The sequence below is a fragment of the Streptomyces sp. DT2A-34 genome (assembly GCF_030499515.1).
Classification (GTDB): Bacteria; Actinomycetota; Actinomycetes; order Streptomycetales; family Streptomycetaceae; genus Streptomyces.
Genome location: NZ_JASTWJ010000001.1, coordinates 10145491 through 10171054, shown reverse-complemented (window position 1 = coordinate 10171054; position 25564 = coordinate 10145491). Strand labels below are relative to the sequence as shown.

Genomic DNA, 25564 nt, shown 5'->3' with positions numbered 1-25564 from the left:
GTAGCAAGCGCAGCCGCCTACAGACGCACCACCACACCTACGGAAAACCCCAGATCACTCCCACACAACCAAAAACCACAGATCAACCACCCCAACAACCAAACCGAACACACCCTCAAATCCACACCCAAACACACCCAAACACAGCCACATTCACCATTCCCGAGCCCCACCCCCAAAAACAGGACACCAAACCAAAACAACCACACCCCCTATCACTGCACCGTCACAACTGCCCACCCGCCACAAGGGCACCCCACCCATGGAAACCATCACGGCCCCGCACGGTACGAGCGGCTGCACAACTCCCCTCAAAAACCGGCCACTTCGAGGCGAGGTGCGGCCTTCACCCAGACAGCTTCTGCCCCAGCAGCAGGCCGGTCCGGTATGTCCCGGCGGCCCATGTGGAGTGCAACAGGCAGACCTCGACGGTGTGGCCGTCCTGGACGGGTGCCACCGACCATGCCACCCAGCTGGGGCAGATCAGCACGTTGCCGGGCTCGGGTTCCAGGTGGTGGTGGCGGCCCCAGGGCAGACCGGGCAGGAAGACGTTGCTGGCGCCGGCTCTCGGGTCGTGGAGGCTGATCCGCCCGGACTCGGCGTGCCGTGCGGTGCCGGTCGCGGAGACGACGACGATGGCCTGGAGCGTGCCCTTCCCGTAGCGGAGCCCGCAGTGGTAGCCCGCCTCCCAGCGTTCGGTGTGTGCGCTCCATGGCGTGTCCGGTTCCCGGGCGCCGGGGCCGGCCAGGGTGTGAGCGACGTCAGTGAGGGCCTGGCCCAACCTCTTGGTGCAGGCCGCCCGTACTTCCGGGTCGGAGCCGAGCAGGTCGGGCAGCCCAGCCAGGTCCTCGGCGGCCAGGGCGCCGCTCCACACGGGGGTCTCCCACAGGGAGGTGACGGGGAAGGTCATGGTCCTCACCGTTCGAAGCCGATGTTGAAGGCGATGCAGATCCGCTCGCTGCCGCCGATGTACGGCGTCACCCAGTGCTGCAACCAGCTGGGGAAGGCGATGAGTGAGCCGGTCCGCGGTGTGAAGGGCAGCAGCGGCGACCGGCCGGGCTCTGCCACGCAGGCCGCGGGGCGCGGGTCGACGAGCTCGATGTTTCCCGTGCCCTGCGCCATGTTCTCGGCGTGGACGTAGTACACGCCCGACCAGGCCGAGTCATGGTGCGAGTGGATCTTGTGGTGGCCCCACTCGTGGTAGATGACCGCCCAGGCCTCCGCGATCATCGACGCGGGCTCCCCCGCGGCCGTGACTCCGGCACCGACGTGGTGGTTCATGGACTCGCCGACATCGAGGATCCAGCCGCGCAGCGGGTCGATCAGGCAGTGGTCCCAGCGCAGCACGTCCGAGGTCGTCTTGGTCGCGTCGACGATACCGACGGTGGTGCCCGCTTTCGAGTGCTCCCTCTCCAGCAGCAGTTCGCGCAGAGCAGCGTTGTATCCGTCGGGGCTTTCCACCTGGTGGACGAGGAACGGCGTGCCCCAGCGGGTCGACAGTTCTCCCTTGAGTTTCACGCGGCAACAGCCTCCTGCAGCAATCGGTCGGCCAGCGCCTGTCCGTCGTCGGTCAGGCAGACGCGTGCCTCGTCGATGAGGGACAGGCACCCCTCGAGGTAGGACGCCAGGTCGGTGAGACGCCGGGAACGCTGGTCCTCGTCCACGTCCATCCGCTGCCACAGCCGGCGGACGTTGAGGACGACGTGCGCCGCGCCGAGGATCTCGTCCGGCTCTCGCTCGCTGGTACCGGACGGGAGTGTCAGTGTGTGGTCGCAGCCGCGGTGTTGCAGCGCCTTGATCTCCTCCACGAGGTAGAGCCAGTTGTGGGAGACCTCGTGCAGCACCTGCTCGGCGAGTTCGGCGCGGGAGGCGAAGGCGTCGTCACCGAGGAGAACGTGCTGCGGCCAGGCGTAGCAGCTGGCCCCGATGGCCCGCCCGCCGTCCCGCAGACGCAAGAAACGGATCGGCAGCCGCACCAGTGGCTCCCACGCCGGCACGGCGGCCGCGATCGTGGCCAGCGCCTCGTTCACCGCCGCCTGCCGCTCAGGTGCCAGCGGGCCACCCGGGATGTCCAGCTTCATGTCCATGCGGCGGATGGCCAGCGCGGTCAGCGGGGTCAGGACATCGTTCAGTTCGTCCGGGCCGGGCGGGGCCGCGCTGCCGGTGCGCCGGCTCGCGCGCACACAGGCGACCGCGGTCAGGAGGCGGCCAGGTAAGAAGGAGAGATCGAGGAAGGGAAATCCGCCGAATTCCCGCTCGGTGAACGACGCGGCTGACGCCATGGTTCCTCCTGGAGGAAAGTTGCCAGGTCACGGCTCTTGATCCGGTATCGGGCGGGGGGAGGCAGCGCGGACCGCAGCACGTCGGCGGCCGCGGCACCGAGCATGCGCCGGGCGAGCGCGATGACCTCCGCGAGCGAGCGGTCACCGAACCATCTGCCGGCCAGCTCGGTCAGCAGCTCTTCCTTCCGATCCCGGGACAACAGCCCCTCACCGGCCCAGTGCGCCAGAAGCACACGCAAGTCGACCAGAGCCTCGGTCGCGGGCCGGTAGCGCGGCGCGGGCCCGTGCAGCACGGCCACCTCGTCGTCGGGGGCCATGGTGTCGCGCAGGTGCCGGAAGACCTGCCCGTAGCCGATCACCCCGAGGGTGTGGAGTTCGGCAGCACGGATGGCGCCCATCGATCCGAGCCCCCAGACTCGCCAGCCGGCGTCGACGGCCTCGAGGAGCTCTCCGTGACCGACGGCCAGGACGTCGCCGAACCGGCCGTCGACCAGGGCGATCTCCTGGGGGACGCAGGTGTGCCGGCGCAGCAGCGAACGTATGGATCCGCGCTCCGCGGGCGGGTGCACCACGACGCCCGGCACTGTGGACAGCAGCTCATGCTGCCCGTAGCCCGTGGGGCCGACCATGACGTGCAGCGGTGACGGGGTGTTCCGGTGGTCGCTCACGCGGCCCCCACCAGCGTGCGTTCGACGCGCCGCAGCTGCCCCAGCCGGGTTCCCACGCGCTGAGTGGCGTTGGTGAAGTGCTCCGCGGTCGGAACCGCCACCCGCACGATACGGAACGGCAGGGCGAGTTCGGCGTAGTGGTACACGGCGATGGAGGAGAAGCCGGCGCCGCGGCAGTGCCGGACCAGGTGCTCCAGCATGACCTCGGGCGGGGCGGGGTCCGCTCCGGCTATGTCCCCGAACCGCACAGTGCGCCGTTCGTCGGCGTAGCGGCCGATCAGCTCCTCGCGGTAGCTGTCCATGGCCTGCGCCGGGGCGTCGCGGAACAGCTCGAAGGTGTCCTCCAGGTCCTCGCGGGCGCCCTGGATGTACGTGAGCCGGCTCTGGGCGGCTTCGGTGATCGCCCGCGTCGCGGCGATGACGGGGACCGGATGGGCGCCGTAACCGCCATTGCAGAACAGCGGTGTCGGAAAGTCCGGGTCCTCGATCAGGCAGGTGAAATAGGAGACGCCGAGGGCCGAGGGGACCCAGCGCAACCAGGTGCGCAGGCCCGCGGACCGGATCCTGTCGGTCATCTCGCTCAGGGCGGGCGGCAGGCTGTCGGGCCGGACGAGGAAGGAGGCATCGTCCACGACCTGGAAGGAAGAGATGTCCCGCTCCAGTACCTCGCACAGTCCGTGCACGGTGGCTTCCGGGTAGGTGTTTCCCGACGCGAGCCCCGTGGTGGTGGACCCGAAGTAACCGCTCGTCAGCTCCGGCGGGCAGGGGATGAAGACGAGCTCCGCCGGCACCGGGACAGGGCAGTCACGGACGATGTCGTGGGCGATGACCCAGGCAAGGGGCCGGTCGGGGTCGAGCGGGGCGTTGATGTGCGGACAGTAACTGCCCAACGTGGGGCCGCCGTCGCGGACCACGTCCCTCGCGCTCATCCACTCGACAGCGGCGGTCTCGGCCGCCCGCTCGGCCACACCTTGCTCGATGCTCTCCATCAGCGCACCGATGTGGGCTTCGGCGGGGCGACGGCCCTTTCCCGCCGAGACCCGCAGAATGCCGGCCCGCGGGCGCGTGGCGGAGCTGACGGGGATTCCGATCCGGTCCATCCACGTGACATCGGTGACCCGGGTGACACCCAGCCGCTGCGCGACCGCCCAGGCGACCGGCGCCGCCTCCTCCGCCGACCGGGTCCGGATGCTGCCGCTCAGCACATGCATACGGTCACCTCCCCGCACGGGACGCCGTGGCCCCCGGCAGCGCCGCGCCCGCCCCCGCGGTGTTCCAGGACGGCAGCTGGATGTGCGGTTTCAGCGCGATCCGCCGGAACATGCCGCTCTCCCGCAGCGGCCCTGGGTCCAACCCCCGCACGAGATAGGCCGTGCCGGAACGCCGGCCGGTCTGCAGGCACGGAAAGGGGTAGTCGGCCTCGGGGTCGCCGACGAACAACTCGTCGAGCTCGGGCAGTACGCGTGCGATCAGCCGCGCGTCCAGGCGTGTTCCATCGTATTCGTCGAAGGAGAAGCGCCGGTGACCGATGTCGAAATCGTCAATCGCTACGATCCCGGTGCCCGTCAGGGCGATTTCCTCGCGAATGGGCCAGTGCTCGTACCAGTGCGCGTCGAGATAGACGAGAGGCCGGCTGAAATTCTTCAGCAACCGTGGCAGCAGCTGGTCGGAGCTGCCTGTCAGAACGCGTACGTTGTCCTGCCCCGCCAGGCGCCGGCGGGTGAATGACGCATACTCCTCGGACACATCGCAGGTGCGTATCGGAGTGTCCGGATATTGCCTTGCCAAATAGGTCGTGGTGTCACCGAGGAAACTTCCCGTCTCCACGATTCCGTCGCAGCCGTAGGACGCCATCAGGAAATCAACCTGCAGGGCGGTCGTGATGTCGAACCCGAAGGGACCACCTCCATCACTGAGTCGGAAGCCACCGGCCCGCTCGACCGTGTAGAAATTGGCCAGAAGTTCCCGGGCGGCGCTCTGCGATCTTTGTGGGCTGGACTTTCGGGCGTCTCGAGACATGGGCCTCCGGCTTTCGGGGCGGTGTGTCGGCGGTTCGGACAGCGCACCCCCGGAACGTTACCCATGGCTCTTTGCTGCCAGAAGCGGGCCATGGCAAATGGCCCGAACTGAATGTGGCGGCCTTGTGCGGACGGTCAAAAATCGCAATCTACAACGGGGTTATTGGCGTCAAAACGGTCAGAACGCCGTGGCCTCGACGGTCGCTAAGCGGACAACTTCCCCAAGCGCAATTTTCAACCGCCACCGATGTGGGCGATGGTGGTTGGCGGTCGTGTTCTGCGACCGGGGGCCGAAGTGTGCGAACGCCCCAAGGCCGGTTCATCAGCTCGCAAACGGAGGACATACATGTCCGAGACGCAACCGAAGCTGACTCGATTCACCACCTCCGAGGAACGGGAGAACATCGTCGGGATCGACCTCGACCCCGTCGACGTCGACCACTACATGGACATCGTCAGGAAGGGACTCGTCGAGGCCGCTTCCGCCGCCGACGCCGCCGTCCAGGACAACTTCGGCCTGCGCGCCGAGGTCAGCATCCGGCTCAGCAGGCCGGTGGCCGAGGGTGACGACGTCAAGGAGGTCGTCGGCCGCCACACCGCCACCGGGCGCATCAAGGCGCGGAAGGTCTACATAGACCCCGAGAAGGCACCCAAGGTCGACTGAGTGCATCCTCTGGTGCGGTGCCTGCCCAGAGCAGGTCCCGCACCGCCCATGACAGTTCCACGCCAGCCCCACCACGGCCCGACGGAAACGGACAGATGAACCAAGCGACGCCGCCCCGCTGGAACCTCGACACAGTCTTCCCCTCCGCCGACGCCGCATCCCCCGACGAAGCTCTCCGTCGGCTTCGCACCCAACTCGAAGACCTGGAACGGCACTTCACCGAGCAGAAGATCGACCCGGGGCCGCCCCTGCAGACGACGCCGGACCAGGTCGCGCTCTTCGAGCAGACGCTCACCCTGGTCAGCCGAGCGGCCGAGGATCACCGGGTCCTCTCCCTGTACTGGGCAGGACGCTGCTGGGCGGACGGCGCGGACGCCGAGGCGGCGGCGCAGGCGGCCGCCGTTCGCCAGGCGACGAGCACGCTGCCCGCCCTGCAGTCACGCCTTCAACAGTGGGTGACCCGCCTGGAGCGCGAGCGGCTCGTCGAAGCCAGCCCGATCGCCGCCGCGCACCGCTACTGGCTCGAACGCACCCATGCCGTCGCGCGCCACCAACTCCCGCCGGAACAGGAGTTGTTGCTCGCGCAGCTCCGCCCCAGCGGCATGCAGGCATGGCAGAACCTCCACCGCGACCTGACCAGCAATCTCACCGGAGAGCTGGACGGCGAGACGGCGTCCATCGCCACACTGCGGAGCGAACTCGGGCGCCCGGAGCCGAAACGCCGGCACGCGGCATACGAGGCCGCCCAACGGGCGTGGCAGTCGATCGAGTCCCCGGCAGCGGCCTGCCTCAATGCCATCCGGGGCGAGACGCTCACGCTGGCGGCCCACCGAGGATGGGCCGGACCACTGGACCTGTCCCTCCATGCCAACGGTGTCGACAGCAGGATCCTGCACGTGCTGCACGAGGCGGTACGGGCGGCGCTCCCGGCCCTCCATCGCTTCGCCCGGGCCAAAGCCGCGCTGCTCGGAGTGCGGACCCTGTCCTATCCGGACATCGCCGCTCCCCTCCCCGAGGAACCGCAGATCGGCTGGGACGCCGCGCTCGAGATGACCCTGCGGGCGGCCGGCGCGTTCGCCGACGACTTCGCCGCCCTCGTCCGCCGGGCCGGCGACAACGCGTGGATCGACGCCGAGCCACGCCCCGGGAAGCGGCAGACCGCTTTGAGCATGCCCATGCGCGACGGACAGAGCCGACTGCTCGTCAACTTCGACGACAGCATGGACAGCGTCCTGAGTCTGGCGCACGAACTCGGACACGCCTACCACTACCACCTGCTGCGTGACAGCGAGGAACTGCAGCGCATCCCGCCCCTGGCTCTCGCCGAGACCGCCAGCCTGGTGTCCGAGACGCTGCTCCTGGAGCACGGCACCACGGACCCGACCCCCGAGCAGTACCTGGCGCTGATGAACGCCGACCTCATCGGGCACTTCCAGGTCGTCGTCGACACCTACAGCCGCTTCCTCTTCGAACACCGGTACCTCCGGCAACGCGAAGAGGGCACCGTCTCGGCCAAAGTCATCTCCGGCCTCCTGCACGAGGCCCAGTGCGAGACATACGGCGACAGCGTCGACGTCGCCACGCTCGACCGCTATGCCTGGATCTCCAAACCTCACTACTACGCCGAAACGCCCTTCACGAACTGGCCTTATTACTTCGGTCTGTTCCTCGGACTCGGCATCAGGGAAGGCACCGACGGTACTCTCCAGCCCGATGCCCTGCGGTACCTCCTCTCCAACTCCGGACGGCACGCTCCAGAGGTGCTCGCCCGACGGTGCGGCATCGACCTGGGTTCCGAGGAGTTCTGGATGGCATCGGCCGCCGGCCTGGCACGTCGAGTGGAGACGTTCTGCCGGGCGGCCGACGCCTACCTGAACAACGCGGGGCACACTTCCGCAGACACCGCCCGAGGAGACAACCCCGTTGCCCCGCAGCCCTGAGAATTCAGGCAGTACGACCGGTCTGCAGGCCTCGCCCCCCAGACCCCTGACAGCCGAACCGAGCTTCCTCTACTTCCTCGTCGCACGCACCGTGTCCGTCTTCGGCAACGGCCTGGCGCGCGTCGCCCTCGCCTTCGGTGTGCTCAGCCTGCCCGGAAGCACTCCGGGACAGCTCTCCCTGGTACTTGCCTGCCAGGCCATTCCCCAGGTGTGCTTCATCCTGATCGGCGGGGTCGTCGCGGACCGCGTCCGGCGCTCACGGCTCATCCTCGCCGCCGAATACACGGCGGGCATCGCCTTCACGTTCCTCGCGGTCCTGATCACCGCCGAGAGCGCCCCCCTCGTCCTGCTGTGCTTCCTGGCGGCGGTGGCCGGAACCGCCTCGGCGCTGCTGTATCCCGCCATGGACGGTCTCATCCCGCAGCTCGTCCCGGAGGACAGCCTGCAGCGAGCCAACTCGGCGCTGCGCACCGGAAGCAACACCGCGAACCTGGTGGGCCTCGCGGCGGCCGGAGCCATCGTCGGGTTCTTCGGAGCGGGCTGGGCGCTCGCCTTGAACGCCCTCACCTTCTTCGCCAGCGGCTTGCTCATGCACAAGGTGCCCGTCGCTCCGCGCCCGCGGCGCGCGACCTCCGGCTGGCAGGATCTGCGGGAAGGACAGCGGGAGTTCATGTCCCGCCAATGGCTGTGGGTCCTCACCGCCCAGTACGCCCTGGTGATGGCCGCGGTGAACGCCACCGTGGGGGTGCTGGGGCCGCTTCGTTTCCAGGACTCCGGCGGAGCGCAGACCTGGTCGGCCCTCGTCGGGGCCCAGGCGGTGGGCAGCATCGTCGGCGCGGCCCTGGGCGCCAGGTTCCGGCCCCGACGTCCGCTCCTCATCGCCTCGCTCGCCGCACTCCCCGCGGCGCTGCCCATGGCGCTCCTCGCCGCCCGGGCGCCGGCCTGGCTCACCATCGCCGCGATGTTCTTCACCGGCCTGAGCATCAGCGTCTACGGCGTCCTGTGGAGCACCACCCTCCAGCACAAGATCCCGGAGGAGTCCCTCTCCCGAGTCAGCTCCTACGACTGGTTCGGCTCTCTCTCCCTGGCCTCACTCGGCCTCCTGGTGGCCGGCCCGGCCGCCGAGGCCACCAGTCTGGCGACCACCCTCACCGTCTGCAGCCTGTCGGTGGTCCTGGCAACGGCCCTCAGCATCTCCTTCCCACAGGTTCGCACCCTCCCCCCGGGCCGCGACCATGAGCGCCCTCGGCGCAACCCATAAGGAGACCGGGCGAGCGAGCGCCTGCGTTCGAGTGCCGCCGATCATACGGAGGCCGTATGGGCAGGGACGGGCGTCCCGGCTGCGGCCGGCCGTGGTCATGGACGACGATGCGCGGCGAGCACTACGACGACGCCGAACGCGACACCGTCGGCCGGAGCCTGGCGAGCGTACTGGCCCGTGGTACTCGGCATCTTCAAAAGCGGTGGCCTCGGCGCTGCGGGGGAACATGGCCTGCTCGTACTCGGTGAGGGCGGCCTCGATGTCGTCGGGGTGTGCGGAGAGGGCCTCGCCGAGTTCGGCGCCGTCGAGCATGGCCAGGTTGGCGCGCCTTCGCCCTTCGTGACCGAGAGGTGGGCGGCGGCGCCGACCAGGGTCACCCCCGGCAACCGGTCCCACCGGTGCCCGGTCGGCGAGGGTGGTAGCGGCGCAGGACCGGCGCGGTGTCGCTGTTGGTGATCAGCGCGGTGAGCTCCGGTGCCCAGCCATCGAACTCCTTCGCGATCCGTACCGTCGCCTCGGCGGCCTCGGTGAAATCGATGGCCGCGAACCAGTCCTGCGGCTTGGACAGCACCACATAGGTGTGCAGGTGTCGCCGCTTTCCGGGACGGGCGCGATCATCGACCCGCCGCCGACCGCCTTCGCGGCGGCCTGGTGCCGGGTGTCGGCGGCGAACAGGTAGGTCTCGACGACGTACCGACGTACCGACATACGCGGTGTCCTCGCACATCCGCGTGGAGCTTCGCCCGTAGCGGGTCGCCCTGTTCGCTCTGTAACGCTTTTCGCGCCTCGTGCCAAGAACAACTGAAGCGCCTTTGAAGAACGCCGGTGAACCTCCGCCCAGGAGGACCGGGCAGCCGTTGACGACAAGGAGGCACCGGTGGATGACGCGGAACGGTTACGGGGCGGGCCCGCGGCGGCGGTACGTGACCCGCGGCTCTTCGAGGAGTTCTATCGGCGCCACGTGGACGCGGTGATGCGTTTCGTGGCCCGGCGTGTGGAGGACCCGTACACGGCGGCCGACCTGACGGCCGAGATCTTCCTCGCCGTCCTCGACTCCGCCCACTCCTACCGGCCGCGCCTCGGCAGCGAGACGGCCTGGCTGTACGGCATCGCACGCAACGTCGTGTCATCGGAGCGCCGCCGGATCGCCCGGGAGACCGAACGCGATCGACGCATCATCGGGCGGCGGCTGCTGGAGAGCGATGACATCTCCCGTATCGAGGACGAACTCGACGCGGAACGCCCCGGTCGGCTCCTCCTGGCCGCGCTGGCGAGGCTTCCCGAGGGTGAGCGGGCCGTCATGGAACTGATCGCAGTGGACCAGCTCACGGTCACCGAGGCGGCGGCCGCGCTGGGCATCCGCCAGGTCACCGCCCGCGTCCGCCTGCACCGGGCACGCAAAGCGTTGCGGGAGGAGACGGACTCCAAGGCCGCCAAGGCGAATTACACGAGTTCCACTTCCACGGCTTCCACGGCCGTACAGGCACGTTCCACAGGAACGCAGACGCCGGACACAGCGCTGCTGTACGTCGCAAGGGGAGAAGCATGAGCACGAGGACGACGTTCGAGGACCGGCTCCTGGACGGGCTGAAGCGGGAGATCGAGCAGCGGGAGATCGAGCAGCGCGAGGTCGGGACGTGCCCGGCGGGGCCAGGTGAGGCCGCAACCGGACAGGGCAGTCCGAAGGCTTCCGTGCGCCGCAAGTCCAAGGCGTCCGTGCGCCCACTGTCGGCCCCACGGCGGATCGCCGTTGTCGCGGTGGTCTGTACGGGGGCCTGGCTCGCCACGGTGGTTGCGCCCGGTTCGCCGACGGAGTCGACGGCATACGCCGTGGCGCCTCGCGACGACGGCAGTGTCACGCTCACCGTCAAGGACCAGAGCATCAGTGTCAAGGCCCAACGCGAACTCGCCTGGAAGGTCCGCCCGTGGGGCATTCAGGTGACCGTTGACGTACTGGCTCCCGGCTACGTCTGCGAGCGCAGCAAGGTCACCCCACTCGTGGGGGTCGATGCGCACGGCAACCGGGTTCCCGTCATCCCCCTGAAGGCCGGCTGGGACGTCACCCTGCGTCGGGGCAACGTACTGGCCTTCGAGAACACGAAGGGCGGCTCCCGGCCGCGTGCGGTCGAGTTCTACAAGACCGAGGCCGAGGCCGAGCCCTGCGTTCCGATGAAGGTCGCCCTGCCGGAGCGCTAGCCGGCCGGTTCACCGCAGCGCGTCCGCACTTGCGGAGCCGAAGTACCGCGAGCCCCCGCCCAGGCAACCCACAGACCCCACCGCAAGTCCAGCCGAGACCACACCAAACAGGACTCTGTCTGCGCATGCCCTCCCCACCCCTCGTCCCTGACTCTCCTGGACACTCACTCTCCGCAACATCACGATCATGTTCAGTCATCGCGGCATCCGGTCCGGCACGGCTGGGCTGGCTGGACGCGTTGCGCGGCATCGCCGCACTCGTCGTGGTGTTCGACCACTCCTCGTACACGTTCATGGCGGACTTCCGGCGGGAGTTGACGCCGCACTTCAACACCAGCCGCTACGGCATCATGCTGTTCTTCCTCGTGAGCGGCTACGTCATCCCCGCGTCGCTGGAGCGCCGGGGCAGTGTCGCCGCCTTCTGGATCGGGCGGATCTTCCGTGTGTACCCGCTGTGGGCGGCTGTCGTCACGGTGTTCCTCGCCGCCGGTCTCCTCGACATCGTGCAGGTTCCTGACTTCGGTCGGCAGAGCGCCGCCGCCGTCGCTGCCGCCCATGCCACCATGCTCCAGGAGCTGCTGGGCACACCCAATCTCCTGCTCGTCCTGTGGACGCTCTCGTACGAGATGTCCTTCTACCTGCTGGTCGTCGCCCTGTTCAGGGTCCGCCTGCACCAGCGGTCCGCGGCGGTCGCCGTCATCCTGGCCGTGCTCGCCGTCGTGAGCGTGACGGCGGGGATCGTGCTGCCGGCCTCTGCCCTGTCCGGCACGCTCGGCACCGGCCCGCTCATCGCGTTCGCCTCGATCGCCATGGTGGTCGCCGTCTGCTGTGCGAGCGCCAAGTCACCCGTGCTCCGGGGGGTCGGGGGTGTGCTGGGCGGGGTGCCGGCCCTCGTCCTGGTCGCGTTCAACAGTACGGTCCCGCTGTGGGAGAGCCTGGTGATCCTCGCCGTGATGTTCCTCGGAACCGCCGTCCACCGCGCCGAGAACGGCCAAAGCACCTGGCGGTATGCGGCGGGCACTGCCGTCACGGTGGCCGCCTGCGCCGTGGGCAGCGCCTACCGGTACGGCGACGGCGACCACTTCACACGGCGCGGCTGGATCGCCGCGTTCCTGCTGGCCTTGCTCACCTTCGGTACCGCACTGGCCGCGCGCCGCCGGCACATACCGCGCCCGCTGACCGGACTGGGAACGATCAGCTACTCGGTCTACCTGGTCCATCCCGTGCTGCTGGCGGTGATCGACAGCACGATCGGCCGGCGGCGGCAGGACAATCTCGCGCTCGAAGCGGCGTTCTTCACCGTGCTGCTGCCCCTGTGCGCACTGACCCACCGTTACATCGAAGCGCCGAGCCAGACTTGGGGCCGTAGACTGGCGCGCCCACCGCAGCCACGGCGGTAGGTTCTCCGCGGGTGACTTTGTTGGATCATGGCGGTCCGGGTCTGCCGGACCGTCTGGTCGACGTCACCGCCATGACCGGGTCTCGGGCGGCAGCAGTAAGGGCGTGTACCGCCTGGTGATGGACGACGCGACGACGGCGATCGCCTGCCTGCGGGACGACGCCGAGAACTACTGGCCGCAGGCCGAGGGGCGACGACGACCTCACCGACCCGCTCTCCCCCGGCCTCGGGCTCGACCTGTTCCAGGCCGCGCACGCGCGGCTGGACGCGCTCGGCGTCCGTGTCCCGGCGATCCGTCTCGTCGACCGCGGCGGCGACCACGGCCCGGCCGACCTCGCGATCGTCGAGGACCTCCCCGGCGAGAACCTTCAGGAGCTGCTCGCGCGCGACCCGGGCGCCGCCGCCCCGGTCATGGCCCGGCTCAGGGAGGCGCTGGAGGCGATGCGGGGCCATCAGGCTTCCACGTACGGCAAAGCGGCCGTGGTCGACGCAGGCGGCACATCGCGCGGGACATCGTGCGAGGGCGTCGTCCTGGACCGCGCGCTGCGGGACCTCACCGAAGCGGCGTCACGTGATCCGCGGATCGCGGGAGCCCGCGACCGGCTGGAGGAACGGCTGCCGGCTCTGGCGGCGGCGGTGCGGCCGCGCGCGCAGTACGCGGTCGTACGCGGCGAACCGGGACCCGACCATGTGCTGGTGGACAGGGACGGGAACCCCGTGCCGATCGCGACGCCTACCGGCCGCGGGAGGTGGACGGACTGGACGAGGACCGCCTCGCGTTCCACCTGCTCGCGCAGCGTCTGTCGCTGACCGCGGGGCCACTGCGGCTGCTCGACGGGGACTTCCCCGACCGGGCGTTCATGGCGGCCGTCGCCGAGTACAACCTGAACCAGGCGCTCGACCTGGTCCGCGCCTGAACGCCCCAGGCCGGACGCCCCCCGCCCCGCCTCTCACGTCACAGTCGGGGCTTGTGCGCCGCGGCGAAGCCATCGGCGGCAAGCAGGTCGAAGTCTCCATGGTCACTGCCCAGGCCCTGCGCCACCAACGCCGCCGCCGCGCAGCCGAGGACGGCGGAGTCGTACGGGGTGCGGCCCAAGCCCATGCCGCGTACGAAGCCCGCGGAGAACGCGTCGCCGCAGCCGGTCGTGTCCACCACGTCGACCTCGAAGGCGGGTACCTGCTGCGTGCCCTCCTCGGTCACCAACAGCGCTCCGTCACCGCCGCGGGTGACGGCGACCAGGCCGGCACCGGCGGCGAGGAGCTTGTTCGCGCCCGCCACCAGGTCCTCTTCGCCGGTGAAACCGAGGACCTGGTCCTCGTTGGGCAGCAGGTGGTCGACGTACGGCAGTGCCGACGCCACCTGCTCGAAACTCCCCAGCGCGCCGGGGGCGAGCAGGTCCACCGAGGTGACCACACCGTGCTCCTTGGCGTACGACAGGATGCGCGCGGCTGCCTCGACGCCGATCAGCTCGGGGCCGCCGAGGTGGAGGTGGGTGGCTTCGGCGATCGCGTCCCAGGGCACGTCGTCGGGGCCGTAGGTGATGTTGGCGCCGAGCAGGTGGAGTGAGGGGCGGTCGCCGTTCGGGCGGATGGGCAGGACACTCGCGGAGGTCGGGGTGTCGGTGCGGCGGACGAGGTACCGGGTGTCGATGCCTGCCGCGGCCAGCAGTTGGACCAGCATGTCACCGGTGGGGTCGGCTCCGATCGCCCCGGCGCTGCGCACTGAGGCGCCGAGCTTGGCGAGGGTCAGGGCGGTCCCGCCGGCCGTCCCGGCAGCCGTCATCCTGATGTCGTCCACCAGCGTCGCGCCCTGGCCCTCGGGTATCGCCTCCACCGGCCGCACCAGCACGTCCAGCACATGTACGCCCATCGTGACGACCTTCATCGGTTTCCCTCCTGCGCGGGCGGTACGGGGTGGGTGGTGCCGTAGTTCCGGGCGAGGGCGGCCTCGATCACCGCGAGCTGCTGCTGTTCGTCGAGGACGCGGGGTGTTCCGAGGGCGGCCGCGTGCTGGTAGACGCCGCACGCCCACTCCAGCAGCAGCGCGTGCTCGACCGCCTTGCCGAGCGTCGGCGCGTGAGTCAGCGCGCCATGGCCGGCCATCAGCGCGGCGCTGCGGCCCTCCAGCGCCGTCAGGACCGATTCGGCGAGCGCCGGCGTGCCGAAGGTGGCATACGGGGCCACGCGTACCGAGCCGCCGAGAGTGAGCAACTGGTAGTGAATGCAGGGCAGTTCGTCGAGCACGCAGGACAGGGCCGTCGCCATCGGCGCATGGGTGTGCACGACCGCTCCGGCGCCGTAGCGGCGGTAGACGCCCAGGTGCAGATCGAGTTCCGAGGTGGGCGCGAACCTCCCGGCCACGACCTTTCCGTCGAGGTCGACCACGCTCACCTGGTCTGCCGTCAGTTCGGCGAGCACCGCACCGGTGGCCGTGATCGCGACCCGGTCCTCCACCCGCATGCTCACATTGCCGGCCGTGCCGATCAGCAGCCCCTGTGCCCCCAGACGGCGGCACGCTTCGGCCACGGCGGCGCGCTCCTGACCCAGCACCGAGCTTGAGTCCGTCATGTACGCGACGCTAACGTAGAGCTGAAACAAAGTCACGTTCATGTTCGGAGGCCGCACATGGGGGATGCGCGGGCCCCGGAGCCGGGCGGCACGCGGCAAGTCCCCCCGCGCCGCACGCCCCGGCAGGCGCGCAGCAAGGCCCGTCTGGCCCGCGTCCTTCAGGCCGCCGAACGCGTCCTGGTCGGCGAGGGCGTCCAGGCACTGACCACGACCCGTGTCGCGGCGGAGGCGAAGGTCTCGGTCGGTTCGCTGTACCAGTACCTGCCCGACCGCGACGCGATCATCGACGCCCTCGCGGCCGGCTACTTCGCCCGGCTCGAGACGGCCATGGACGACCTCGTCCGCGCCGCGGCCGACGAGCGGTGGGACGACCCCGTCGGCGTGCTCATCGACGCCTACGCCGCCATCTACCGCACCGAACACGGCTTCAGGGCCCTGTGGTTCGGCAGCAGCCTCACCGAGCGGACCCGTGCCGCGGACCGTGCGCACAAACGCCGGATGGCGGACGGCATCCGGCGCGTCGTCCTGGCCCTCGGCGCCGCCCCGGACGGAGAGGCACTCGCCCGTGCCTGCCACGCCGCGGTCCTGGCCGCCGACGCACTCGCACAGGAAGCCTTCCGCCGTGACCCCGAGGGTGATCCGGGCCTCCTCGACGAAGCCAAGCTCATGCTGCGCGGTTACCTCACCGCGATCACCGCGCGCCATGAGGGGCAGGAGACCACGAGGTGACGGACGGGGTCTGGCGCGGCGTCCGGCGTCGGATCAGGGCTCTGTCATCCTGACGTAGTGCCGAAACCCACTCCCGTCAGCCCGGACTCTCCCGCTCCGATACCCACTCCTCTCCTCACCCAGCAGTGGCTCGACCTCGCCTTCATCCACTGGGCCGTCGAACCGGACGCCGTGGCGGGACTGCTGCCGAAGGGGACGGTTCCGGACACGCACGACGGGGTCACGTACATCGGGCTCGTCGCCTTCCGGATGCATCGGGTCGGCTGGCTGCGGCTGCCCGGCGTGCCGTATCTGGGGACCTTTCCCGAGACCAACGTGCGCCTGTACTCCGTCGACGCGCACGGACGACGCGGTGTCGTGTTCCGGTCGATGGACGCCGCACGGCTGATCCCGGTCGTGATGGGGCGCGTGGGCTTCCGGCTGCCGTACCTGTGGTCCCGGATGAGCGTCCGCGCGGCCGGCGACACCGTCACCTACACCAGCTCCCGCCGCTGGCCGGGGCCGCGCGGCGCGTCCAGCCGCATCACCGTACGCACCGGTGAACGCATCGAGGAGCCCACCGGGCTGGAGCACTTCCTCACCGCCCGCTGGGGCATGCACAACGCGTTCTTCGGCGGGCCCGAGCCGCTGGCGTACCTGCCCAACCACCACCCTCGATGGCCGCTGTACCGCGCCGAGCTGATCACCTGCGAGGAGAACCTGGTCACCGCGGCCGGGCTGCCCGCCCCCACCGCCTCCCCCGCCAGCGTCCTGTACTCCCCCGGCGTCCCCGTCCGCCTCGGCCGCCCGGCCCGCCCCGCCGGCATCCCCACACCGTGAGGGGCCCGGACCGGGATGACCGGTCCGAGCCCCGAGGGAACCTGTCGGCGTCAAGCGCCGTTACGGGCTCTTGCCGTCACCCGGCGCGGCGACGCGTACGCATGAGCAGCAGGAAGCCGGCCATGAGGAGTACGGCGCCGGCCGCGGCCGGCCACAGGGTGGTGCCGGTCTCCGCGAGCCCTCCGACCGCCTGCGGTTCCGTTCCGCCCCCGTCACCGGACTCCTCGCCGGCCGCGGCGGGCTGCGTCTGCGTGGGCGTGCTTCCCGCGTCGGCGCCGTCGTCCGCCGAACCGCCCTGTGCCGGTGCGGTGGCGTCCTGCGTGGCCGACGGAGTTCCGTACGACTTGGGCGCCACCGTGCTCGACATGGTGGGCTTGTCATCGTTCGCCGGTTCCGTCGCGGGCGCCTCGGTCGCCGGCTCGTCGGTCGCGGGCGGCTCAGTCGCGGGCTCCTCGGTCGCCGGCGCCTCGGTCGGCTCGTCCTCGCCGTCGCCGGGCTCCGGATCCTCGTTGCCACCGGGCGGAGTGTCGGGAGACGGGGTCGGCTGCGGCTGCTGCGTCGGCTCGTCCTCGCCCGGGTCGCCGCCCTGGTCGGCTCCGGCGCCGCACTCGCGGCCCTCGTTGATGCAGTCGACCATCTGACCCATCAGGTCCTCGGAGAAGACGTTGATGAAGTCGCCGTGGTCGGTGACCGGCTTGTGCAGCTGCTCGGGGAAGGAGTCCACCGCGAACAGCGGGGTCGTACGGCCGCCGTCCTGAAGGCTCGGCGCGTCGATGTCGTACACGATCCGCTGCACCAGCTGCGGAATGGCTTTGAAGCCGTCCGGGCAGGTGCCGTCGGCGGCCGCGAAGGCCACGTGGGTGCGGTGGTTGGCGGAGTCGATGTTCTGTCCGTCCCAGCAGCTCTGGAACTTGAACGTCCGCACCACGTCGCTGCCCCGCGGGCACAGCGGGTACTTGTCCTTCAGCTGCCGGTCCTCGAAGCCCGTGCAGCTCCAGGAGGCGTTGGCGTTGGCGGTGCCGTTCACGAAGGCCTTCGCATCGCCGGTGATGATGCGCAGCAGGCGCGGCATCTCGGTGACCTTGCCGCGCGGGTTGCCCACGAACGTGAGCGTCACTTCCTTGGGCGTGACGATCTCGCCGGCGTTGCCCTCGATGCCGCCGCCGGGGGCGTTCGCGTCCTGCTCCTGGGTTCCGTTCTGCAGGCGGATCACGGGCCAGTAGTAGGTGGACTTGTCGCCCTGGTCGACGCAGGTCGTCTCGGCGTTCGCCAGGTCCTCGTCGCTCGCGAAGGCGTCGTTGGCCTGGTTGCCGACGTAGTCGTGGAAGTGGTGGGCGCCGTTGGAGACGCCGGGGGCCACGATCACGTTGTCGGAGTTGAACAGGCCGTTCTCGTTCACCCCGCAACTGGTGGCGAAAGTGCCGCGCGAGGCTTCCTTCTGGAGGGCCGGGCCGGTCACGTTCGGCTGTACGGCGGTGATGTCGGCGAAGTCCGCGGCGACGGGGCCGTTGCCCGCCTGGCCGCCGTTGCCGGGCTGTTCGCCGTTGCCCGGCTGCTCGTTGCCCTGGTCAGCGCCTTCCTGGCCCGCCCCCTCGGCACCGCCCTCGTCCTGGTCGCCGTTGCCGCTGTCGGCGGCGCGCAGGGTGCACGGGACGAGGGACTCCAGGCCCTGGGGCCGTTCTCCCTCGCGGTCGACGGCGATGGCGATGCGCTCGATCGTCGCGGTGCGCTTGTCCTTCAGCGGATTCATGATCGCGCTGTCGGCGAAGCCGGCGTCCTGCTGGACGGCCCGGGCCGACTCCTGCAACCGCTGGTAGGCCTCGGCGATCTGCTGGTCCAGGAGGGCGAGTTCCTTCGCGACGTCCTCCTTCGCCCCGTCCGGCACGGCCGTCAGCCGACTGCCGACATCCGGGCAGTCGATGGTGCCGGCCACCGAGGACAGGGTCTGAGCAGGTTCCGTTCCCCCGTCCTCGGTGGCCGAGGCATAGACGTTGGCCGCAACCAGGCCGCCGCCGCCCAACATCAGCGCGACCGCTGCAAAGGTCGCGCGCCGTGCGCCCGTGGGGCGTCTTCGCGTGCTGCGTCCCAAGGAAGTACTCCTACGCCTCGTGGTCGGTCAGGGCATGAAAATCCCCCGGCCTTGTACGGAGACGAGCCGCGCAGTGTTCAATCGCCGCACGGATTCACAGAAATTCCTTATGACCAGGGTCAGTTCATCAGGCCGGCGGCGAGGGTGGCTCCCAGTTCCCAGCACGCCTCGATGTCGGCTTTGCCGGGTTCACCGGTCACCGTCACGGGTTGTGCCGTTCGTCGCCAGGCGAGGCCGGTGGTGATGGAGTCGATCGCCCGGACGGCGCCGGTCACGTCGCTGCCGCCGTGGACGTAGTAGCCGAAGGGGCGGCCTCGGGTCGCGTCCAGGCAGGGGTAGTAGACCTGGTCGAAGAAATGCTTGAGGGCTCCCGAGATGTAGCCGAGGTTCGCCGGGGTGCCCAGGAGAAAGCCATCGGCGTTCAGTACGTCGGACGCCGTGGCCGACAGTGCCGGTCGCCGTACGACCTCGACGTCCTCGACCTCCGGGGCGGTCGCGCCGGAGATGACGGCTTCGAGCATGGCCTGGCAGTTGGGCGAAGGGGTGTGATGCACGATCAGCAAGGTAGGCACACCCCGAACCCTGCCGGTGCGCCGCCGATCGACGCAACCGCGACGGTTCAGTCGGCGGCCTGGGCAGGCTCCTGGCCCTCCGCCTCACCTCCCGTGGTTCCCGCGCCGGAGTTGACCCTGGCGACCGCCGAGGACAGCTGTTCCTGCACGGCGTCCGGCAACGCGTCGCCCTTGACCGCGGTGACCAGGTCTCCGGCCAGGGAGTGCAGTTTGGTGTTGGTGTTCTGGGAGGCCGCGACCAGTACCGTCCAGGCCTCCTCGGAGCTCAGGCTGAACGAGGCCATCAGGATGCCCCGGGCCAGGTCGATGGTCGGCCGGGTCTGCATGGCCCGGCGCAGCTGGGCGACTTCGATCCGCAGGTCGTAGTCGGCGTCCTCGGACGTCTCCGTGTCCGGGACGTGCGGGGCCGGCGCGCCCTGGTCGTCCGGGCTCGGACGGGCGAACAGCGCGTGCGTGCCGGTCAGGTCGAGCAGGCGATCCACTTCCGTACTCACGGGGTGGAGGGCGATCGTCTTGGCCTGCTCCAGGGCTCTTTGGCGCAGGGTGAGCAGGATGTTGAGGGCGGAGCAGTCGCAGAAGGTGACGCCGCCCATGTCCAGGTCGACGCCGTGGACCGAGCGGCTCAGGGCTTCGCGCAGGACGCCGCGGAAGCGCTCGCTGGAATCCAGGTCGAGCTCTCCGCTGACCTTGACGGTGATCCGGTCACCGTCCGGGTGTATGGCGGTCACCAGCGAGCACGCCTGTGCGGCCGCCGAAGCGCCTCCGGCGTCCGCAGGGTCGGCAATGTCCCCCGTAGGGGGGTTCGCAGAGGACGCGAGCTCTGCCATGACCGCCTCTCCCTCAGGTACTCCCCGTCTCGGTACCAGATTGAACCCGAACTGCGGGACACGTCAACAGATACATGAAATGCAGTGCGTGTATTTGTATACGTGAACATACAGTCGTAGGCTTGGGACATGGACGGAGTCCCTGAGCCGCACACCGGATGGACCTTTCTGACGAACCACGCCCGTGTGCTGGCGGCCATCGCCGACAACCCGAACATCCGCATCCGGAGCATCGCCGCGCACTGCCGGCTCACGGAGCGCGCCGTCCAGAAGATCATTTCCGATCTTGAGCAGGAAGGCTATCTGTCGCACACCCGCGAGGGGCGCACCAATACCTACCGGATCACCCCGGCCAAGGTGCTGCGTCACCCCGCCGAAGCCGGGCTGACGGTGGCCGCGTTGCTCTCGTTGCTCGCCCAGGACGAGGCCGATCGCACCACCGCCCCCCAGCAGCTGAGGACGGCACGCCAGCGGATGCCGGTGGACGGCGGATGAGCGGTGGCCGAACCGGCCGTCGACGCGACGCCGAGCGCATGGCCGGCGGGCCTGCTGCTCAGGCCGCCCCCGTTGCTCCTGGCGGCCGCCTCGTCGCCGGCCGTGGGTACCCAGCGGATTCCGCCCGGCCAGATCTGGTCGGCGCTCGTGGCCCCTCGGGCACCGAGAACGACGAGATCGTGCGGCAGCAACGTCGGCCCGGGCTCGGCTCAGTACGCGCGGCTCAGCTCAGTACGCGCAGCGCTCCCGGAAGGACTCTGACCGTGACCGGGAGGACCGCCTCGACCTCGCCGTCCGCGCCGTAGGGCACCTCGCGGTCGGCCTCGATGCGGATTTCCCTGCCCCGCAGGATCCGCACTTGTGGGCGGTGGACGTGGGCGCCCGTCTTGAGGTCGTTCATCAGGGCGAAGAACAGCCGGCGCGGCGCTTCCCGGATCATGACGACGTCCAGCAGGCCGTCGTCCACGCGGGCGTCGGGCGCGATGAGGCGGCCTGAGCCGTAGTAGCCGGAGTTGGCGGCCACGACCGTGTAGCCGTTGAGGGGGTGTTCGCGGCCGTCGACGGTGACCCGGTAGCGCGCGGGGCGCCAGGTGGTGACGGCGCGCAGTCCGCCCGCGTAGTAGGAGGCGGCGCCGCGCAGGAGTGTGGCGTTGTTGGCGTGGCGGTTGGCCAGGGCGTCGACGCCCGCGTACACGCTGCCGAGGACCACGGTGCGGTCGTGGACGGCCGACTCGACCTCGATGGTGTCGACCTCACGGGGCTCGTGGTGGAGCAGTACCTGTGCGAGTGCCGTGGGTTCGGTGGGCAGGTTCAGCGCCCGGGCGAAGTCGTTGCCGCGGCCGGCCGGGACGAGGCCGAGCAGGGCGTCCGTGCCGCTGAGGGCGCCGCCGATGCCACCGGCGATTCCGTCGCCGCCGACGGCGAGCACCACCCTGCCCCGCTGTCCGGCGTCCCGGGCGAGGTCCCGGGCGTGGGGCAGGCTGCGGCTGTACTCGGTCTCCAGACCGGCCCCGGCCTCCCGCAGCAGCCGGGCCACCCGCAACAGGGCGGCAGCTGAGGCGGATCCGCCCGCCGTGGGGTTGACGATGGCGGTGAACTGTCGCATCGGTGAGCCTTTCGGGGCGACGGGAGGGTGCGCCGGAGGCGGGGGCGGGTGGAGTGGATGAGCGGGGGGCGGGGTCAGTCGGTGGGCAGGAGGACGCCGGGATTGAGCAGGCCTGCCGGGTCCAGTCGGCGTTTGACGGCTTGCAGCGCCTCGATGCCCAGGGGGCCCGCCTCGCGGACGTACCAGTCCCGGTGGTCGGTGCCCACGCCGTGGTGGTGGGTGATCGTGCCGCCCGCGGTGAGGATCGCCTCGTTGGCGGCGCGCTTGGCCCGCTGCCAGTGCGCCACCGGGTCGTCGCCCTGTGCCGAGACGACGGTGAAGTACAGGGAGGCGCCGTTCTCGTAGACGTGGGAGATGTGACACATGATCAGGGGCGGGGTGCCGGCCTCGGTGAGCGTGGTGGTGAGGGCTTCGCGGACCGAGGCGTACAGCTCGGGGACGCGCGACCAGAAGGTCGCCGTCTCCAGTGTCTCCGCGAACGCCCCCGCATCCAGCAGGGAGTCCCGCAGGTAGGGCGCCGAGTAGCGGCCGTGCGCCCAGCGCTGTCCCGGTTCCTCGCCGAGCGGGGTTCCGCCGCAGACGCGCAGGACGGCCGCGGCCCTCTCCCGGCGGTACGAGATGTCCGCTTCCGTGCCTTCGTAGCCGGTGATCGCCATGCATCCCGCGGACTGGTGCCCGGCGACGGAGGCGCCGATCGCGTCGGGTTGGGCGAGGCCGATCAGCGTCTCGGTCTCGTCGGACAGCCGCAGGACTGTGGGGCGCGGGCCGTCCTGGGCGAGGCGGCGCAGCGCGGCGGCGCCTTCCTCGAAGGAGGCGAAGCGCCAGCCCTCGTACACGCGGGCCTGGGGGACGGGGCGGATCCGGACCGTGGCGGACGTGATGACGCCGAAGGCACCTTCCGAGCCGAGGAGGAGCTGGCGCAGGTCGGGTCCGGCCGCCGAGCGCGGTGCGCGGCCGGTGTCGAGGGTGCCCTCGGGGGTGGCGAGGGTCAGGCCGAGGACCATCTCGTCGAAGCGGCCGTAGCCGGCGGATGCCTGGCCGCTGGAGCGGGTGGCGGCGAATCCGCCGATGGTGGCCCACTCGTAGGACTGGGGGAAGTGGCCGAGGGTGAAGCCGTGTTCGGCCAGCAGCGCCTCGGCCTGGGGGGCGCGCAGGCCGGGCTGCAGGGTGGCGGTGCGGGAGACCGGGTCGAGGGCGAGCAACTGGTCCATGCGCCGCAGGTCCAGGGCGACGAAGGGGCCGCGCCGGGCGGGGGCGAGGCCGCCGACGACGGAGGTGCCGCCGCCGAACGGGACCACGGGCAGGCCGTGTTCGGCGCATGCGCGCAGTACGGCGAGTACGTCGTCGTGGTCGGCGGGGAGTACGACGGCTGCGGGGATGTCGTCTACTTCGCCGTCGCGGATGCGGAGCAGGTCGGGGGTGGACTTGCCGCGCGTGTGCCGGATGCGGGTCTCGGCGTCGGTGCGGACGTGCTCCTCGCCTCCGACGGCGGCGAACAGGGCCTGGCGTGCGGCGGGTTCGAGGCGCGGCTCGGGTACGGCGATGTCCTCCAGGGCGAGCGGTCCGGCGGTGTACGGCTTGACGCCGAGCAGGTCGCGCAGCAGCCCGGTCACCGTCTCGGGCAGCGGCGCCGCCTTGGCCGGGTCGCCCCAGCCGCTCCACAACATGTCCATGGCGCTCGTCCTCATCGATTTGAGCGATGCCGTGTCCCGGACGGCCTCGCAGGCGTTACACTGTGACACATGACGCCCATTCGTCACAACCACTCGGACAGCGATGCGGTGCTCGACGCGGTGCGCGACTGCGTCCTGGCCGTCGGTGTCCGCCGTACGACGCTGACCGACGTGGCCCGCCGCGCCGGTGTCTCCCGGATGACGCTGTACCGGCGGTGGCCCGATGTGCGCACTCTGGTGGGGGACTTGATGACCCGGGAGTGGGTCGCGGTGGCCACCGGGGCCATGCCCGAGCGGCGCCCGGGGGCCGACGCGCGCAGCCTGATCGTCGACGGGCTCGTGGCCGGGGTGGCGGCCTTCCGCGTCCATCCGCTGTTCCGGAAGATCGTCGACGTCGATCCGGAACTGCTCCTCCCCTACGTCCTCGACCGTCGCGGCGCGAGCCAGGAGGCCCTCATCGCGCTCCTGGCCGACGCCCTGCGCGAAGGCCACACCGACGGGTCCGTACGCACCGGCCATGCCGAACGGCAGGCGCGGGCCCTGCTGCTGATCGTCCAGTCCTTCACCCTGTCCCTGCGGACCATGACCGACGAGGACGACGCCGACCTGAGCAGCGAGGCCTTCCTGGCGGAACTGCGCAGCATCCTGGAGAGGACCCTCACCCCATGAGCACTGCCACTCCCCCGGTTCCCGGATCGTCGCTGTCCGCCGCCCGGCGCTCGCGCGAACTGGCCGAGACGGTCGAAGGTCCGGTCGTGGACGTCCTGGTCGTCGGGCTGGGCGCGACCGGCGCCGGGGCCGCCCTGGACGCCGCCGCCCGGGGGCTGACGGTCGCCGCCGTCGACGCACACGACCTGGCCTTCGGCACGTCCCGCTTCAGCAGCAAGCTCATCCACGGGGGGCTGCGCTATCTCGCCTCGGGGCAGTTCGACGTGGCCCACGAGAGCGCGGTCGAACGCGGGGTGCTGATGGAGCGCACGGCACCGCATCTGGTGCGGGCCCAGCCCTTCGTGCTGCCGCTGACCCCGCTGGTTTCCCGCGGTCAGTCCGCCCTGGCCTGGGCCGGATTCCGGGCGGGTGACACCCTGCGCCTGGCGGCCCGCACGGCCCGCGCCACCCTGCCCGCACCGCGCCGGCTCTCCGCGGTGGAGACCCGGCACCTCGCCCCCGCCCTGCGCACCCAGGGCCTGCGCGGCGGCCTGCTGTCCTGGGACGGCCGGCTCACCGACGACGCCCGCCTGGTGACCGCGATCGCCCGCAGCGCCGCCGCCCGCGGTGCCCGGATCCTGACCCGGGTCAGGGCGCTGCGGCTCACCGCCTCCGGCGCCGTGATACGTGACGAACTCACCGGCGAGGAGGGCGAGATCAGGGCCCGCGCCGTGATCAACGCGTCCGGCGTCTGGGCGGGCGGCCTGGTGGACGGCATCCGGATCCGCCCCTCACGCGGCACGCATCTCGTCCTGCGCGCCGACCGCCTCGGCCCGCTGCCCGCGGGGCTCCACGTCCCCGTCCCCGGGGAGACCAACCGCTTCCTCCTCGTCCTGCCCCAGGGCGACGGCCGGGTCTACGTCGGTCTCACCGACGATCCCGTCGACGGCGACATCCCCGACGTGCCCGAGGTACCCGAGACGGACATCGGCTTCCTCCTCGACGTCCTCGGCTCCGTCCTGGACGTCCCGGTCCAACGCACCGACGTCGTGGGCGCGTTCGCCGGACTGCGCCCCCTGCTCGACACCACCCCCGCCGAGCAGTCCGGCGCGGCTCCCCGGACCGCCGACATCTCCCGCCGGCATGCGGTCCTCACCTCGCCGGACGGCGTGATCACCGTGGTCGGCGGCAAGCTCACCACCTACCGGCGCATGGCCGAGGACGCCGTCGACGCCGCCTTGGCCACCCGCCGGCTCACCGCCGGCCCCTCCCCCACCACCTCCCTCCCCCTCGTCGGCGCCGCATCACCCGACGTGCTCGGCTCGCTCCGGGCGCCGCGCCGTCTCGTCCAGCGCTACGGCACCGAGGCACCGGCCGTCCAGGCGCTCGGCGCGCGCGATCCCCGGCTGGGCGAGCCGGTGCTGCCGGGGCATCCCGTCACCGCCGCCGAACTGCTGTGGGCCGTACGCCACGAAGGTGCCCTGGACGAGGCCGACCTGCTCGACCGGCGCACCCGTATCGGGCTGGTGCCGGCCGACCGGGCGGTGGCGTTGGAGGCCGTACGGGAGGTGCTGGGAGAGGCGTGGGCCCAGCAGGGGTGAGTGCCGACGG

General features: G+C 70.7%; 26 protein-coding genes and 1 pseudogene. 12 read left to right on the top strand and 15 right to left on the bottom strand.

Annotated elements, in window-relative coordinates; all coding sequences use genetic code 11:
* Positions 1-346: 346 nt before the first annotated feature.
* From QQM39_RS45395 to QQM39_RS45370, 6 genes are read right to left on the bottom strand one after another with little or no spacing between them, the layout of a single operon-like run.
* Positions 347-910, bottom strand: a complete 564-nt coding sequence (locus QQM39_RS45395) for a hypothetical protein (protein ID WP_302003418.1) — start codon at positions 908-910, stop codon at positions 347-349.
* A 5-nt stretch (positions 911-915) separates the two neighbouring features.
* The gene (locus tag QQM39_RS45390) at positions 916-1518 is read right to left on the bottom strand and encodes a TIGR02466 family protein (RefSeq protein ID WP_302003417.1); all 603 of its coding nucleotides are present in this window, start codon (positions 1516-1518) and stop codon (positions 916-918) included.
* On the bottom strand, positions 1515-2282 hold the full coding sequence (locus tag QQM39_RS45385) for an HEXXH motif-containing putative peptide modification protein (protein ID WP_302003416.1): 768 nt from the start codon (positions 2280-2282) through the stop codon (positions 1515-1517). Before QQM39_RS45385 ends, QQM39_RS45390 begins: the two co-directional genes overlap by 4 nt.
* Entirely contained in the window at positions 2198-2950 is a 753-nt protein-coding gene (locus tag QQM39_RS45380; protein ID WP_302003414.1) for a TfuA-like protein, read from the bottom strand. Before QQM39_RS45380 ends, QQM39_RS45385 begins: the two co-directional genes overlap by 85 nt.
* A complete protein-coding gene (locus tag QQM39_RS45375) occupies positions 2947-4161 on the bottom strand; it encodes a YcaO-like family protein (RefSeq protein ID WP_302003413.1) in 1215 nt (404 codons plus the stop codon). The genes QQM39_RS45380 and QQM39_RS45375 overlap by 4 nt, the downstream gene beginning before the upstream one ends.
* 4 nt (positions 4162-4165) lie before the next feature.
* Positions 4166-4969 (bottom strand): hypothetical protein, encoded by an 804-nt coding sequence (locus QQM39_RS45370; protein WP_302003412.1) that lies wholly within the window; start codon positions 4967-4969, stop codon positions 4166-4168.
* Between the two features lie 345 nt (positions 4970-5314).
* Between QQM39_RS45370 and QQM39_RS45365 the strand changes: the two genes are divergently transcribed.
* From QQM39_RS45365 to QQM39_RS45355, 3 genes are all read left to right on the top strand, one after another.
* The gene (locus tag QQM39_RS45365) at positions 5315-5632 is read left to right on the top strand and encodes a hypothetical protein (RefSeq protein WP_302003411.1); all 318 of its coding nucleotides are present in this window, start codon (positions 5315-5317) and stop codon (positions 5630-5632) included.
* Between the two features lie 95 nt (positions 5633-5727).
* Positions 5728-7572, top strand: coding sequence for a M3 family metallopeptidase (locus tag QQM39_RS45360; RefSeq protein ID WP_302003410.1), 1845 nt, complete (start codon positions 5728-5730; stop codon positions 7570-7572).
* Positions 7556-8833, top strand: coding sequence for an MFS transporter (locus QQM39_RS45355; RefSeq protein ID WP_302003409.1), 1278 nt, complete (start codon positions 7556-7558; stop codon positions 8831-8833). Before QQM39_RS45360 ends, QQM39_RS45355 begins: the two co-directional genes overlap by 17 nt.
* A gap of 198 nt (positions 8834-9031) precedes the next feature.
* Here the strand turns inward: QQM39_RS45355 and QQM39_RS45350 are convergent.
* Positions 9032-9526, bottom strand: a pseudogene (locus QQM39_RS45350) (FAD-dependent oxidoreductase); the annotation flags it as partial.
* 184 nt (positions 9527-9710) lie between these two features.
* Between QQM39_RS45350 and QQM39_RS45345 the strand changes: the two are divergent.
* From QQM39_RS45345 to QQM39_RS45335, 3 genes are all read left to right on the top strand, one after another.
* The gene (locus QQM39_RS45345; RefSeq protein ID WP_302003408.1) at positions 9711-10382 is read left to right on the top strand and encodes an RNA polymerase sigma factor; all 672 of its coding nucleotides are present in this window, start codon (positions 9711-9713) and stop codon (positions 10380-10382) included.
* Positions 10379-11029, top strand: a complete 651-nt coding sequence (locus tag QQM39_RS45340) for a hypothetical protein (protein ID WP_302003407.1) — start codon at positions 10379-10381, stop codon at positions 11027-11029. Before QQM39_RS45345 ends, QQM39_RS45340 begins: the two co-directional genes overlap by 4 nt.
* 239 nt (positions 11030-11268) lie before the next feature.
* Entirely contained in the window at positions 11269-12429 is a 1161-nt protein-coding gene (locus QQM39_RS45335) for an acyltransferase (protein WP_302003406.1), read from the top strand.
* Between the two features lie 566 nt (positions 12430-12995).
* Here the strand turns inward: QQM39_RS45335 and QQM39_RS46450 are convergent.
* Positions 12996-13118 (bottom strand): hypothetical protein, encoded by a 123-nt coding sequence (locus QQM39_RS46450; RefSeq protein WP_367669683.1) that lies wholly within the window; start codon positions 13116-13118, stop codon positions 12996-12998.
* A gap of 59 nt (positions 13119-13177) precedes the next feature.
* Between QQM39_RS46450 and QQM39_RS46445 the strand changes: the two genes are divergently transcribed.
* Positions 13178-13345, top strand: a complete 168-nt coding sequence (locus QQM39_RS46445) for a hypothetical protein (RefSeq protein WP_367669682.1) — start codon at positions 13178-13180, stop codon at positions 13343-13345.
* A 38-nt stretch (positions 13346-13383) separates the two neighbouring features.
* Here the strand turns inward: QQM39_RS46445 and QQM39_RS45325 are convergent, their stop codons facing one another.
* Together QQM39_RS45325 and QQM39_RS45320 are read right to left on the bottom strand one after the other, a co-directional pair.
* The gene (locus tag QQM39_RS45325) at positions 13384-14313 is read right to left on the bottom strand and encodes a carbohydrate kinase family protein (RefSeq protein ID WP_302003405.1); all 930 of its coding nucleotides are present in this window, start codon (positions 14311-14313) and stop codon (positions 13384-13386) included.
* The gene (locus QQM39_RS45320) at positions 14310-14996 is read right to left on the bottom strand and encodes a class II aldolase/adducin family protein (protein ID WP_302003404.1); all 687 of its coding nucleotides are present in this window, start codon (positions 14994-14996) and stop codon (positions 14310-14312) included. The genes QQM39_RS45325 and QQM39_RS45320 overlap by 4 nt, the downstream gene beginning before the upstream one ends.
* A 57-nt stretch (positions 14997-15053) precedes the next feature.
* Here QQM39_RS45320 and QQM39_RS45315 point away from each other — a divergent pair, with 57 nt between their 5' ends.
* The gene (locus QQM39_RS45315) at positions 15054-15725 is read left to right on the top strand and encodes a TetR family transcriptional regulator (protein WP_302003403.1); all 672 of its coding nucleotides are present in this window, start codon (positions 15054-15056) and stop codon (positions 15723-15725) included.
* Positions 15726-15782: 57 nt separating this feature from the next.
* Complete coding sequence (locus tag QQM39_RS45310; protein WP_302003402.1) at positions 15783-16544, top strand: YqjF family protein; 762 nt, start codon at positions 15783-15785, stop codon at positions 16542-16544.
* Between the two features lie 76 nt (positions 16545-16620).
* Here the strand turns inward: QQM39_RS45310 and QQM39_RS45305 are convergent, their stop codons facing one another.
* The 3 genes from QQM39_RS45305 to QQM39_RS45295 form a co-directional block, all read right to left on the bottom strand.
* On the bottom strand, positions 16621-18567 hold the full coding sequence (locus QQM39_RS45305; protein WP_302003946.1) for a DUF1996 domain-containing protein: 1947 nt from the start codon (positions 18565-18567) through the stop codon (positions 16621-16623).
* A 185-nt stretch (positions 18568-18752) separates the two neighbouring features.
* Positions 18753-19205, bottom strand: coding sequence for a flavodoxin family protein (locus QQM39_RS45300; protein ID WP_302003401.1), 453 nt, complete (start codon positions 19203-19205; stop codon positions 18753-18755).
* Positions 19206-19252: 47 nt separating this feature from the next.
* Entirely contained in the window at positions 19253-19933 is a 681-nt protein-coding gene (locus tag QQM39_RS45295) for an anti-sigma factor antagonist (RefSeq protein WP_302003400.1), read from the bottom strand.
* Positions 19934-20161: 228 nt separating this feature from the next.
* On the opposite strand from QQM39_RS45295, the gene QQM39_RS45290 reads away from it, so the two are divergent.
* Positions 20162-20527: a winged helix-turn-helix domain-containing protein gene (locus QQM39_RS45290; RefSeq protein WP_302003399.1), complete on the top strand. Its 366-nt coding sequence runs from the start codon at positions 20162-20164 to the stop codon at positions 20525-20527.
* 223 nt (positions 20528-20750) lie between these two features.
* Here QQM39_RS45290 and QQM39_RS45285 read toward each other — a convergent pair whose 3' ends face one another.
* Complete coding sequence (locus QQM39_RS45285; protein ID WP_302003398.1) at positions 20751-21632, bottom strand: YegS/Rv2252/BmrU family lipid kinase; 882 nt, start codon at positions 21630-21632, stop codon at positions 20751-20753.
* Between the two features lie 74 nt (positions 21633-21706).
* Positions 21707-23305: an FAD-binding oxidoreductase gene (locus QQM39_RS45280; protein ID WP_302003397.1), complete on the bottom strand. Its 1599-nt coding sequence runs from the start codon at positions 23303-23305 to the stop codon at positions 21707-21709.
* 69 nt (positions 23306-23374) lie between these two features.
* Here QQM39_RS45280 and QQM39_RS45275 point away from each other — a divergent pair, with 69 nt between their 5' ends.
* Positions 23375-23974, top strand: a complete 600-nt coding sequence (locus tag QQM39_RS45275; protein ID WP_302003396.1) for a TetR/AcrR family transcriptional regulator — start codon at positions 23375-23377, stop codon at positions 23972-23974.
* Positions 23971-25554: a glycerol-3-phosphate dehydrogenase/oxidase gene (locus QQM39_RS45270; protein ID WP_302003395.1), complete on the top strand. Its 1584-nt coding sequence runs from the start codon at positions 23971-23973 to the stop codon at positions 25552-25554. Before QQM39_RS45275 ends, QQM39_RS45270 begins: the two co-directional genes overlap by 4 nt.
* Positions 25555-25564 lie beyond the last annotated feature (10 nt).

Excerpts from the sequence above, each read along its gene's own strand:
- QQM39_RS45365 (WP_302003411.1), top strand. The coding sequence starts at position 5,315 with ATGTCCGAGACGCAACCGAAGCTGACTCGATTCACCACCTCCGAGGAA.
- QQM39_RS45285 (WP_302003398.1), bottom strand. The coding sequence starts at position 21,632 with ATGCGACAGTTCACCGCCATCGTCAACCCCACGGCGGGCGGATCCGCC.
- QQM39_RS46450 (WP_367669683.1), bottom strand. The coding sequence starts at position 13,118 with ATGGTCGGGTCCCGGTTCGCCGCGTACGACCGCGTACTGCGCGCGCGG.
- QQM39_RS45360 (WP_302003410.1), top strand. The coding sequence starts at position 5,728 with ATGAACCAAGCGACGCCGCCCCGCTGGAACCTCGACACAGTCTTCCCC.
- QQM39_RS45290 (WP_302003399.1), top strand. The coding sequence starts at position 20,162 with ATGGACGGAGTCCCTGAGCCGCACACCGGATGGACCTTTCTGACGAAC.
- QQM39_RS45280 (WP_302003397.1), bottom strand. The coding sequence starts at position 23,305 with ATGGACATGTTGTGGAGCGGCTGGGGCGACCCGGCCAAGGCGGCGCCG.
- QQM39_RS45340 (WP_302003407.1), top strand. The coding sequence starts at position 10,379 with ATGAGCACGAGGACGACGTTCGAGGACCGGCTCCTGGACGGGCTGAAG.
- QQM39_RS45315 (WP_302003403.1), top strand. The coding sequence starts at position 15,054 with ATGGGGGATGCGCGGGCCCCGGAGCCGGGCGGCACGCGGCAAGTCCCC.
- QQM39_RS45385 (WP_302003416.1), bottom strand. The coding sequence starts at position 2,282 with ATGGCGTCAGCCGCGTCGTTCACCGAGCGGGAATTCGGCGGATTTCCC.
- QQM39_RS45325 (WP_302003405.1), bottom strand. The coding sequence starts at position 14,313 with ATGAAGGTCGTCACGATGGGCGTACATGTGCTGGACGTGCTGGTGCGG.
- QQM39_RS45320 (WP_302003404.1), bottom strand. The coding sequence starts at position 14,996 with ATGACGGACTCAAGCTCGGTGCTGGGTCAGGAGCGCGCCGCCGTGGCC.
- QQM39_RS45370 (WP_302003412.1), bottom strand. The coding sequence starts at position 4,969 with ATGTCTCGAGACGCCCGAAAGTCCAGCCCACAAAGATCGCAGAGCGCC.
- QQM39_RS45275 (WP_302003396.1), top strand. The coding sequence starts at position 23,375 with ATGACGCCCATTCGTCACAACCACTCGGACAGCGATGCGGTGCTCGAC.
- QQM39_RS45375 (WP_302003413.1), bottom strand. The coding sequence starts at position 4,161 with ATGCATGTGCTGAGCGGCAGCATCCGGACCCGGTCGGCGGAGGAGGCG.
- QQM39_RS45305 (WP_302003946.1), bottom strand. The coding sequence starts at position 18,567 with ATGTTGGGCGGCGGCGGCCTGGTTGCGGCCAACGTCTATGCCTCGGCC.
- QQM39_RS45270 (WP_302003395.1), top strand. The coding sequence starts at position 23,971 with ATGAGCACTGCCACTCCCCCGGTTCCCGGATCGTCGCTGTCCGCCGCC.
- QQM39_RS45395 (WP_302003418.1), bottom strand. The coding sequence starts at position 910 with ATGACCTTCCCCGTCACCTCCCTGTGGGAGACCCCCGTGTGGAGCGGC.